The sequence below is a fragment of the Marinitoga sp. 1155 genome (genome assembly GCF_001021175.1).
Taxonomy (GTDB): domain Bacteria; phylum Thermotogota; class Thermotogae; order Petrotogales; family Petrotogaceae; genus Marinitoga.
Genome location: NZ_AZAX01000027.1, coordinates 46102 through 57994 on the forward strand (window position 1 = coordinate 46102; position 11893 = coordinate 57994).

General features: G+C 26.4%; 10 protein-coding genes. 6 read left to right on the plus strand and 4 right to left on the minus strand.

What is annotated here, in order from left to right:
• Positions 1 to 44 precede the first annotated feature (44 nt).
• The 3 genes from X274_RS11650 (at position 45) to X274_RS11835 (ending at position 4027) form a co-directional block, all read left to right on the plus strand.
• Positions 45 to 575, plus strand: coding sequence for a hypothetical protein (locus X274_RS11650; protein ID WP_052913257.1), 531 nt, complete (start codon positions 45 to 47; stop codon positions 573 to 575).
• A 53-nt stretch (positions 576 to 628) separates the two neighbouring features.
• Positions 629 to 1708, plus strand: coding sequence for a methyl-accepting chemotaxis protein (locus X274_RS08155; RefSeq protein WP_255350153.1), 1080 nt, complete (start codon positions 629 to 631; stop codon positions 1706 to 1708).
• Between the two features lie 417 nt (positions 1709 to 2125).
• Entirely contained in the window at positions 2126 to 4027 is a 1902-nt protein-coding gene (locus tag X274_RS11835; RefSeq protein ID WP_197073343.1) for an HD domain-containing phosphohydrolase, read from the plus strand.
• 28 nt (positions 4028 to 4055) lie between these two features.
• Here X274_RS11835 and X274_RS08165 read toward each other — a convergent pair whose 3' ends face one another.
• Together X274_RS08165 and pgeF are read right to left on the minus strand one after the other, a co-directional pair.
• Positions 4056 to 5423: an MATE family efflux transporter gene (locus X274_RS08165; protein ID WP_047266338.1), complete on the minus strand. Its 1368-nt coding sequence runs from the start codon at positions 5421 to 5423 to the stop codon at positions 4056 to 4058.
• Between the two features lie 48 nt (positions 5424 to 5471).
• A complete protein-coding gene (gene pgeF, locus X274_RS08170) occupies positions 5472 to 6302 on the minus strand; it encodes a peptidoglycan editing factor PgeF (protein ID WP_047266339.1) in 831 nt (276 codons plus the stop codon).
• Positions 6303 to 6436: 134 nt separating this feature from the next.
• Between pgeF and X274_RS08175 the strand changes: the two genes are divergently transcribed.
• Complete coding sequence (locus X274_RS08175) at positions 6437 to 7621, plus strand: MFS transporter (protein WP_047266340.1); 1185 nt, start codon at positions 6437 to 6439, stop codon at positions 7619 to 7621.
• Positions 7622 to 7623: 2 nt separating this feature from the next.
• Here the strand turns inward: X274_RS08175 and X274_RS11655 are convergent, their stop codons facing one another.
• Positions 7624 to 8970, minus strand: a complete 1347-nt coding sequence (locus tag X274_RS11655; RefSeq protein ID WP_052913259.1) for an HD-GYP domain-containing protein — start codon at positions 8968 to 8970, stop codon at positions 7624 to 7626.
• A gap of 49 nt (positions 8971 to 9019) precedes the next feature.
• On the minus strand, positions 9020 to 9175 hold the full coding sequence (locus X274_RS12030) for a hypothetical protein (RefSeq protein WP_156166177.1): 156 nt from the start codon (positions 9173 to 9175) through the stop codon (positions 9020 to 9022).
• 204 nt (positions 9176 to 9379) lie between these two features.
• Between X274_RS12030 and X274_RS08185 the strand changes: the two genes are divergently transcribed.
• Both X274_RS08185 and X274_RS08190 read left to right on the plus strand, forming a co-directional pair.
• Entirely contained in the window at positions 9380 to 10951 is a 1572-nt protein-coding gene (locus X274_RS08185; protein WP_047266341.1) for a helix-turn-helix domain-containing protein, read from the plus strand.
• Between the two features lie 118 nt (positions 10952 to 11069).
• Positions 11070 to 11876 carry a type I phosphomannose isomerase catalytic subunit gene (locus X274_RS08190; protein WP_047266342.1) on the plus strand — a complete coding sequence of 269 codons (807 nt, stop codon included), beginning with the start codon at positions 11070 to 11072 and terminating at the stop codon, positions 11874 to 11876.
• Positions 11877 to 11893: the final 17 nt, after the last annotated feature.

The following is an 11893-nucleotide window of genomic DNA, read 5'->3' on the forward strand; positions in this document are numbered from 1 at the left end:
ATATGATAAAATAAAGAAGATATATAAAAGTGGGAGGTGTTAAAATGAGTATAAAATGGAAAATATGGAGTTTGGTTTTATTATTGTTACTATTACAATTTGTTTTATTTATTATATCTAACAATGCTTTTTTAAACATTTACAACAATGAAAAGTTATTAGATGAAAAGTATATATTTAATATGAAAAATATAGGGTTTTATTCAACAAAATTTATGGAAGCCAGAAAAAATGTAGCAGAATATTTGGCCTTTAATGATGAAAGTTTAAAAATATCAGCTGAAAATAAAATGCAGGAAGTAATAGATAATATTTTAAAATTAAATTTAGATGAAGATTTAAGGTCTTTGAAATTAAAAGCTATTGATGATATTTCAAATTACTTAAATTTATTAAAAAATTATAAATCTATAGATGCTATAAAAAATGATGCAGATAATTTTAGAACTATAGGTTCAAAAGCTATACAGTCATTTAATGAACTTCAAAAGGCTATTGAAGATAGTGAAGAAAAAATAATGAAAGAAAACCTTGATTTAATAAATAAATCGCGAAATTTTGGTGTTATAAAATAATAATAGCTTCTCTTATATTCAGCATTATTATATCTATAATAATTATAAAAGTTATTTTAAAAACATTAAATATCTTAATGAATTATGCTAAACATTTATCTGAAAAAGATTATTCCGTAAATATTCCAGAAATAAAAACTAAAGATGAATTTGGGAGATTGATACAAGTATTTAAAAACATGCATTTACAACTGATAAATGATATGGCGAAAATAAAGGAAGAAAGTTTGACATTAACAACATCTATGGAAGAAATCACACAGGCTATGAATGAATCTGCCGTATCCCTTGAAAAAGTTTCGGATTCTGTTAATTCCATATCTTCCGAAGTAGAAAATATAACAGCAGCCGTCCAGCAAACAACAGCCTCTGTTCAAGAAATTTCATCTGCAACAAAGTTAATTGCAGATAACGCAACAGAAGCTGCTGAATTCGGACATCTTTCAACAGAGGATGCTGAGAAAGCTGGACATACAGTAAAAAAATCTATTGATAAAATGAAAGAAATTAAAGAAATAACCATTGATATAGAAAAAGTTGTAAAAAGCTTTAATGAAAGTTCTATTAAAATAAGTGATTTTGTTGATACAGTTGCAAATATAGCAGAACAAACCAATTTACTGGCTTTAAATGCTGCAATAGAAGCAGCAAGAGCAGGAGAGGCGGGAAAAGGTTTTGCTGTTGTTGCTGATGAAATTAGGGTTTTAGCTGAAGAAAGCAGAAAAGCTGCAGATGAAATCAGAGAAGTAGTTGAGGGTATACAAACAGTTTCAAATGAAGCTATAAATGTTTCTAATATAATTAACGAAAAAGTAAAAGAGGGCTCTATGCTTTCATCTGAAGCTGGGGAAAACCTCGAGAAAATATTAAAAGCAATAAAAGATATTACAGCAAGATTGGAAAGTATTGCTGCAAGTGTTGAAGAACAAACAGCTGCTGTTGATGAAATAGCTACTGCTATGACCGAATTATCTCAGAATACTATGAGTATAAATGAATTTATTCAGGAAATAAACGCATCAACTGAAGAACAAACTGCAAATGTAGAGAACGTTACTGCTGAAGTCAACAGTATGTTAGATCTTGCTAAGAGATTAAAAAATATTGTAAATCAATTTAAATTAAAGGATTGAATTGTATAACATTTATAAATTAAATTTTCTTATACGGTGTCCAAAAAGTCAAATTCACTCAGGCAGCTTGATTGCTTATCCTTAAAATTATTCATTCTCAGCCGTCGCTCAGATTTTTCATCCATGAAAAAGCTTCACTCAAAAAAACGTCCTGTTTTTTTGACGGCTTTCATTTACGCTTAGATTTTTTAAGTATAAAAAATCTAAGGGAAAAGGATTTATAATTATATAATAAAAATTATTTTTTCCAATTACCCACTGTAAGAGAGCGATAGCTCAAAAGTTTTTTTATTAAAATCCAATTTTTTAATCCAATAACCCACCGTAGGTGTGTTAAGGGCAATCTTCGAGCCTTCGTTTCATTTGAGACTTTTTAGACAGCCTATTTTCTTAGACAAAATGATTGGTGGTGGAATTTTGAAAAGAATTACAACAATTATTGTTATATTATTCGCAGTAATTGTTTTTCCAATAAAAATAGGTTTATATTATAATCCACCTAAAATAATAGACGAAAAAAATGGAATTTTTCCTGAACTTTTAAATTATATTTTCGAAAAAGAAAATATTAAACCAGATTATATTTTTGATACATTTCCAGATTTGATAAAAAAATTGGAAAGTGGAGAAATAGATGCACTTGCATGTGTAGGATATTCAAAAGAGCGGGCGGAAAAGTTTGAATTTAATAAAGAGTTTATTTTATCAGACTGGGCTGTTGTATATATAAATCATAAATCAAATATAGTTAATATCTTTGACCTTGAAAATAAAAGAATAGGTGTTTTAAAAGACGATATATACTATACAGATGAATATAAAGGGATAAAAAAAATATTGGAAAATTTCGATATTAAAGTGCGTTTTTATGAATTTAATTCATATGAAGATATATTTAAAGCTTTATCAAAAAATAAAATTGATGCAGCTGTTGTTAACAGGACATTTGGTTTGGCTAATTCAGATGAATATAATTTAATACCAACAGATATAGTTTTTTCTCCATTAAAAATATACATTGCTTTTAATAAAAATTATCCAGAAAAAAATAAGATAATAAAAATATTAGACGAAAACATACGTTTATTAAAACATGATTATAATTCAATATATTATGAAATATTAAATAAATACCTTTATGTTCAAAAAGAAAATATTATACCTAAATGGGTTAAGTTATTTGTTTTCATTTCTTTTTTTCTTATTATAACCTTAATTATTAACCATTATGTTTTGGTAAAATTAGTTGAAAAAAGAACAAAACAGTTAAGAAAACTGAATATGGAATTAAGGAAAAAGAATGAAGAATTAGAATCATTTAATGAAGAAATAACCTCGCAAAATGAAGAATTAGAAACATTATATATTCATAATGAAAAATTACAAAATTCATTGAAAATACTTATTAAAACAATATCAAACATAGAAAAAGAAAAATATCTATCAGAAGATCTTTATTTAATTGAATTGTTTGATGCGGTTACTTTTATTTTAGAAGGAATTGAATATGCTGAATTAATCAAATATGAAAACTCAAAGAAGATATTTTTAAAAAGATTTGGAAAGAAAGCTTTAAGAGAAAATTTAAAAGACAGACATATTATTTTATCAATGGATAATACAATAAAATATTCTGCGTTTTTCAAATTTGCTGAATCACTAAACAATCTCGAAATAACCAATGAAACATTAGAATCTTTTAAAACCCTGGCATATGCATTCTTAAAAATAAAAGAAGAAGCAAAGTTAGAAGAAAAATTTAGAGAAGATATTATCAAATCATTAATATCTTTTCTTGAACAACATGACGAATATACAAAAAACCATTCTAAAATGGTAGCAGAATGTTCCAGGAAAATAGCTCAAAAGTTGAATTTGAGCGAGGAATTACAAAGGAAAATATTTTGGTCTGCATTACTGCATGATATTGGAAAAATACTTATACCCAATAATATTCTGAATAAAAATGGTGGGTTAACAGAAGAGGAATACAATCAAATAAAAATGCATCCAGTTTATGCATATAATGCTTTGATTAATTCAGAAGGATTAAAAGAAATTGCAATTGGAGTCAGACATCATCACGAAAGATGGGATGGTAAAGGCTATCCTGATGGGTTAAAAGGAAAAGAAATTCCTTTGATTTCACAAATAATAGGAGTAGCTGATGCATGGGATGCTATGACATCAAGCAGAGCATATAGAAAAGCAATGGATAAAGAAAAATCTATCGAAGAAATAGAAAAAAATTCTGGAAAACAATTTTCTCCAGAAATTGTAGAAGTTTTTTTGGCAATTATTAGAGATGAAAATAATTGAAGTTTATTATATTAGATTGTCTAATTTATTATATAATAGCTTTTTTCCAATTTCCAAAATGAACAAAAAGCCAGGCTATAATCATAGCAAGGATATTGCTTATAATCATTGCATAAAAAATACCTAAAAATCCCCATGTATTAGCCATAATAGCGATTAAAGGTATTCTTATACCCCATAATCTTGTAACATTTATAATCATAGACTGTCCAGTTCTTCCAGCACCTACCAGAGTATTTACAAATACACTCATAGATGAGAAAAATGGCAATGAAAAAGACACATACTTAAAGAAAATTTTTCCTATTTCTATTACTTCTGGTTCATTAATAAAAAAACGTGTTAGATGCGCACCGAAGAAAAAAGTCAATGTGCTTAAAAAGGCTATGATTGTAAAATTAGTTATAAAAGCAATTTTAACAGTTTTTATGGCGTTTTTTATATCATTTGCACCTAAAAACTGTCCAATCATTGTTGTTACCGCAGCACCAATACCAAAAGATATCATTGTAATAAGATTAATTATTCTATTTCCGATTCCGTATGCACTAACAACAGCAGGGCCAAAACTTGATACAAATTTCATTATCACAACAAACCCAAAAGATGTAAAAGTATAACTCATAGATCCCGGAAACCCAATTGAAAGAATCTTTTTTACTATATATGAATAGAATTTCAAATCTGATAAATTAACCTTAAATCCTCTTTCGCCCTTAAAAACAAGATATGAAGATATTAATCCTGTAAATATTCTTGCAGTTGTAGTTGCCCATGCAGCACCAGCTACCCCTAATGCTGGAAAAGGTCCAAAGCCAAAAATTAACAGAGGATCAAGAAGTATATTTATGACAGTGGAATAAAACATCATATGCATGGAAAATTTCGAATCTCCCCATCCTCTTAAAATAGCTCCAGAAATATTAAATAAAAAAGCAAATGGCATACCAATCATTATAATATTAAAATATTTAATTGCATAAGGAGCTACCTCCTTGCTGTTTTCTCCCGTGATAAGGTTAATTACCGGATTAGATACTAAAACACCTATAAACGCCAGGGTTATTCCTAAAATTATAGCAATAATATAAGCCTGTCCAGCAGTTTTTTGTGACATTTTTTTATTATTCGCACCAGTATATTGAGATACAAGAGAAACTGTAGCATTTGAAAAACCTATTGTAAATGAAATAAAAACAAAAATAACCGGCCACGTTACTGTAGTGGCTGAAAATTCAATCTTACCCAATTTCCCTAAAAAATATGCATCCACTATATTATACATAGTTTGCATTAAATTCGAAATTATTATAGGCCAGCTTAGCAAAAATAGCGACATGATAATGGAATTATTAAAAATATCTACTTTAGTATTTTTTAAAACTTTCTGTGACATAATCTCCTCCTAAAATTCGCTTTGCTAACTATTATAACATATAATAGATTAATTGTCAATAATTGCCATGATTGCAGCCATTCTTCCTGTATTTTTTTCTTTTCTATATGAAAACAACAAATCTGTATTTTTATATGTATCAATATTTGAATTTAAGATATATTCTTTCCTTATACCGGTATTAATAAGCGTATATTCTATTGTCTTCCATATATCTATTAAATATTTTTCATTTTTACCTGGTTTTATAATCTCATTTGAAAAACTAAAATTTTTTTCATTAAAAATTTTTTCAAAAATATTTTTCACATCTTCTTTGACCTCAAAACTTTCCGGTCCTATAGATGGTCCCAGTGCAACTAAAATATCCTTTGGGTTACAACCAAATTCTTTAATCATTTTTAATACAGTTTTTTCACCAATTTTTTTAACCGTTCCTTTCCAGCCTGAATGTGCCAGAGCAATAACCTCCTTTACTGGATCAAAGAAATAAATAGGTGTACAATCTGCATATAATGTCACTAAAAATAGATTCTTCTTGTTTGTAATTAAACCATCCGCATTTTTAACCTTCCTTTTAAAAAGAAAATTATTTGATTTGAATGATTCATCTATAATTAAAATATTATCTTTATGTACCTGATCAGAAAGTATTATACTATCTTGTTTTATATTAAAAGTTTCGCATAATTTTAAATAATTCATATAAACATCATTTAAAGCTGTTTGTGTATTAACTCCCAGGTCCAGTTCTTTACCATTATATCCAGTTTTTCTTGTAGTAAATATATGAAATAAATTCCCATAATTCTCAAATATGGGAATAGTAAAATAATAAATATCATCTTTTTTCTTTAAAGTGAAATTACCAATTTTCATATTATCCTCCTTTAGATTTTCTAATAATCAATATATTATATCATTTAAATATAATATTTTTAACTTTTATTAACATAACGAACCTTTTTTTGATGTATAATATAGTTTGTAAAACTAACAATTGGAGTGATTAGATGAAAAAATTATTATATTACACCTTTTTAAGCAGTCTTGCACAATCTATATATAGAATAGTCTTTAACTTGTTTTTAAGGGATTTAGGTTTTAATAATACGTTTATAAGTCATATAACATCACTTGAAATGATAGGTTCCGCTTTTTTAGGATTATTAATTGGAATAATGGGGGATAAATTTGGAAAAAAAATAATGTTAATATTTTCATCGGTAACATTTGCTGCCATTACATTTTTAAGAATTTCAATACCCTCAGAAACAATGTTAATATATACAGCTTTAATTAATGGTGGAGTGTTAACTTCAAGGATGATTTTGCTTAATTCATTAATTGTGGATATTACAACACATGAAAATAGAGGGAAATATTTTGGATACAATTTTGGATTATTCATGGGAAGTGGTTTAATAGGTAACTTAATAGGTGGGTCAATTGGAGAAGTCTTTGGCTTTAGTGCGGCGCTATTGATTACAGGAATTACACATTTATTTTCCAATTTTTTCTTACTACTGGTACATGAAGACAAAAAACACCATTCGGAAGTTTCTATAAAAGAAATCTTCAGTCTAAAAGATTTTGATGAATTGCAGAGTCATATTGTAAAAATACATTTAATAAGAACATTTTTAATAGGTTTTGGTGCAGGATTATTTGTTAATTTTGGAAATGTCATATTCAAAGATTTGTTTAATATGCAACCAACTATTATAGGCGTGGCCCTTGCTTTTGCGCAACTTGGAGCTTCGTTGGGTTCTATATTTTCATCCAAACTTTCAAAAAAGTTTGGAGCATATCAATTTACACTTTTCTTAAATATACTTGTTATACCTTTAATAATATCCTTTGCCTATATACGAGACCCATATTTATTTACTGTATTGTATGCTTTGAGATTTTCGTTTATGAATATGACTAATCCCGTATCTACAACAATTATTATGAGTTATATACCTCAAAATAAGATAACAACAATAAGCAGTTTCAGAAATTTTTTAAATTTTATATCTCGTTCTCTTGCAGCTTTAATATTTGGATATATAACATCTTTTACAAATGGATATACATATCTATTTTTAATTAGTGCATTATTTTATTTTATTTCTTTAATATTATTAAAATTTCTGTTTAAACCCATTCTGAACGATAAAATATTTATGAGCTTATATAAAAAGAATATATAATACTATTTTTTCTCGTTTTTAAGAATTTCAATAAATGAAATAACAACCTTTTCATCAAATTGACTACCAGCTAATCTTTTTAATTCATCTATTGCCTGTTCTTTTGTTAAAGGTTTTTTATATGGTCTTTCACTAATCATTGCATCAAAACTATCAACAACTGTTAAAATTCTTGATTCCAGCGGAATATTTTCTCCTGAAAGATTATCTGGATATCCTTTTCCATCCCATCTTTCATGATGATGTCTTATTATTTTAGATATATCTTTCATATCTTCGACTTTGCGTATTAATTCTTCACCTTTTATAGGGTGAAGTTTTATTTTTTCATATTCTTCTGATGTTAATTTATTGGCTTTATTTAATATAGACTGAGGAACAAAAATTTTACCAATATCGTGTAGAATACCAGCCCAATATATTCTCTCTATTCTTTGTTTGTCAATATTCATTTTTTCAGCAATTAATGAAGCCCATGTTGCTACCCTTTCTGAATGACCTCTGGTGTAATCATCATAATATTCCAGGGCTTTTACAAGCGTTAAAGCTATATCTTTATGGAATTTTCCTTCTTGTTTTATAAAGTTTAGCATCTTTAAAAAACCGGCAAATGTCTTACCAAAATAATTCATTATTTTTGTATGATAATTTTCAAATGTATTTATATGATCATTTTTTAAAATGTCAAGTGTAATAAGGCCAAAAATCTCATTATTAAACATTATTGGTGTAATAAGCGTTTCTTTTAAATCTCCTCCCAATTTTTTAAACTCTTTGTATTTTCGTTTTGACATCTGTTTTTTATTGCTTTCATGAATGTCTTTTATTATTGTTGCATTTTCTGGAATTATTAAATCATCTTTTTTTAATTTAAGAGCATTAATTTTTTCATAATTATAACCCTTTGCAAATACCATTTTCGCATTATTATCATCAAATAAAAAAATTGAGCCATATTTTGCCGGTTCAATTATTTCAAGAGCCAGCTCTAAAACCTTTTTTTCAAAATCCTTTTCCATTAATTTTGGAGCTGCAAAAAAAGAAGATAATTCTAATGTTTTTATTACAGAATTATTTAATTTTTCTATTTTTTTATATGATGCCTCTAACTCTTTGTTAGTTTCTTCTAGTTCCATATTCAGTTTTTTTAATTCTTTAGTTTTATTATCATATTTTTTCTGCAATATCTTTCTGTCTATAATAAGAATGATAATTGATGTTATAATAATAAATGCTATAATAACAAAAAACACAGCACTATGAAATACAATGCCGTTATTAGAAATATTATTTCCAAATATCATTACGCTTGAAAATATTAGTAAAACCCAGAGCATGAACTTTTTCATTAATTCACCAACCTTTATAAAACTTTATAAAAAAGGGGAGAAAATCCCCTTATTGATTGATAGTACTATTTAGTGTAAAAGATGTTGAACTTTGTGTAATGTTTAAAGGATCTGTTCCGTCTAAAGGATCAGCAAATGTAATAGAAGAGAATAATATAACAAATAAGAAAGTTAAAATAATGATTATTTTTGTAATTTTTTTCATAGTTTCACACTCCTTATTTTTTATTTTCAACTATATTATACACTATATCATATGACTGTCAAATTATGCTATATTCAGAAGTTTGATTACTACCCGATTTACATATAAAAAATATATGCTATATTGTAACATTAATATTTTTGACATTATAACTTCCCATATGTTATTAAATATTATATAATAGTAAAAAAGTGAGGTTAAACGGTGAGAAGAAAAAATCAGGAGATTTTTAATATTTTATCAAATTATGGTTCGTTTGCAAAACCATTTCTAAACTTTATGATAATAAAAACAAAACACGATGGATGGAAACATTTATTTAAAAGTTTAGAATACGATTGGTTAGGAAGTAGATATAAAGCGTTAGAAGAAATTGAAAAGGGGTTAAAGCATAAAAATTCGAAAACATTGTACTATATATTACTGGCAAAAAAATTATCTTATCTTTTTTTAATACGCGATTATACAGAGTCCAGAAAATTATATATATTTTTAAGGGAAAATTATTCAAAAATGCCCAAAAAAGCAAGAAAAATCGTTTCATCTATCTTGATAAATATAGAAAATATTATGAACTGGAATAAAAATACTCGTTTATGGGGTAAATTATATGAAATGGATCCTTCAACAGAAGCTTTTATTAATCTGGGAAAAGCGAGAAGAAATATAAAAGAAAAAAAATTTAAAACTGCCTGGAAATTTTTAAAAAAAACATTTGAATTATCAAAATTAATTCCTCATAGGGTTGGTATAATTAATTCATTAAATGACTGGTCATGGTATTTAAAAGATTTTGATTTAAAAAAATCAATATCACTTTCAAAAGAATTGATGTATTATGCAGGATATTATTTTGAAGATAATGAAAAGCATTTCGGAATCTTCGACACATTTTTTGAAATAAATAAAGAAAATATAGATACATTGTATTTATATTCAAACATAATTAGTTTCTATTGGAATAGATTACCAGAAAAGGGAAAAAGAAATTCGAAAGAGAATTATGCAAATATGTTTAATTATTTAAATAAATTCGTTATAGAGGATAGGTCCATTTATAAAAATACCAAAAATTTAAGGATATATTTAAAAAAATATGTGTCAAATATTTCTGAAGTCTCTAAAAAAACAGGAATTTCAAGAAAAAGTTTATCATCGATATTAAATGGGAAGGTTAAAGAAATAAAAGGAGATACTATTAAAAAACTAATTTCAGGATTAAACATTATTCCTGATATATATTCGCCCAAAGCTATTATAAACGAATACGGCAAATTATATATAGAAGGATTATATAGAGAAAGTTTCAGCAAATTAAAATCAATGCCACCTGAACAACAAAAAAGACTATTTTTTATTACATATATTTCATGTGTAAAAAAATTTGATTTTAATAATAAAGAAAATATATTTTTCGAAAACGACTTTCATAAAAAATGGTTTATAATAGAAATGTTATACGGTAATGAATATATAAATTCAAGGAAAATTTTGGCAAAGCATTTTTTTGAAAGAATGAAAAAATCACGTTTTGAAGAATTTGTATCCAAATACTTTAAATTAAGTAAAAAGGAAAAAGAAATTCTTGATGTGTTTATTAGAAACTATTCAAGATACGATATTAAATGGAATGTCAGAATAGAATTGCCGGAATTTTTGAATAAATTTGCAGACAAATATTCTTTAAAAAAAATGCCATTATCATTAGCTTATTGGTATTATGAAAATGGTGCAGATAGGAGAAAATTAGTAAATATCTTAGATTTTTTTGACTAATACTATTTAGATTTCAATTGATGTTTAACAGACATTATGAATCTACTGGAAAATAGAAAAATGAAAATTCATTATAGAAAAATATATTCTCAATTTATAATAAAAGTGAGGTGTGAAAATGGATGAAGTTTTGATATCAAAACCCCTATTTATAGAAAAAATATGGGGAAACAGAAGATTAAATGACCTTTTCAACAAAAAAAATATGGGTAAAATAGGGGAAGTGTGGTTATTTTCAGGTGTTGAAAATTATGAAACATCGCTTATAGGTATTGATAGCGGTAAAAATTATGGAACGCCATCAAAATTGATAAAAGAATTGATAGGACTTGATTTTGAAAGATTTCCTTTACTTTTAAAATTAATATCTGCAACACAATGGCTTTCTATTCAGGTTCATCCTGATGACAAATTTGCAAAAGAAATAGAGAATGAACCATGGGGAAAAACAGAAGCATGGTATTTCTTAAACGAAAAAAATGAAGTTTTCATTTCTAATGATATTGAAGAAAATAAAAAAGCTATATTAGAACAAAATTGGGATGGAATATTCAAACCAAAGATTTTAAATAAAAATGATTTGTTATTTATACCAGCCGGAGTTGTTCACACCCTTGGACCTAATTCTATGATGTTGGAAATACAACAAACATCGAATTTAACATATAGATTATATGATTGGGGACGCCCCAGGGAGATTCATGTTGAAAAAGGATTGCGCGTATTAAAAGATAGTCCTTATATTATTGCAAACAATTTTAACGAATTTAAAACACAGTATTTTAATATAAAAAGAATAAAAAATAAAAATGCCAAAATAAAAGGATTTGGTGTATATGTATCTTTAAATGGCTTTAAAACTGTGGTTATTCCATATAATGTTGAATATAAAACTGATGAAGAGGGATTATTATTTTTTCTTTAAATTTAAAAAATATTGAC

Coding starts and splice junctions, on each gene's coding strand:
- X274_RS11650 (WP_052913257.1), top strand. CDS start 45: ATGAGTATAAAATGGAAAATATGGAGTTTGGTTTTATTATTGTTACTA.
- X274_RS08165 (WP_047266338.1), bottom strand. CDS start 5,423: ATGTCACAGAAAGTTTTAAAAAATACTAAAGTAGATATTTTTAATAAT.
- X274_RS11655 (WP_052913259.1), bottom strand. CDS start 8,970: ATGAAAAAGTTCATGCTCTGGGTTTTACTAATATTTTCAAGCGTAATG.
- X274_RS12030 (WP_156166177.1), bottom strand. CDS start 9,175: ATGAAAAAAATTACAAAAATAATCATTATTTTAACTTTCTTATTTGTT.
- X274_RS08175 (WP_047266340.1), top strand. CDS start 6,437: ATGAAAAAATTATTATATTACACCTTTTTAAGCAGTCTTGCACAATCT.
- pgeF (WP_047266339.1), bottom strand. CDS start 6,302: ATGAAAATTGGTAATTTCACTTTAAAGAAAAAAGATGATATTTATTAT.
- X274_RS08190 (WP_047266342.1), top strand. CDS start 11,070: ATGGATGAAGTTTTGATATCAAAACCCCTATTTATAGAAAAAATATGG.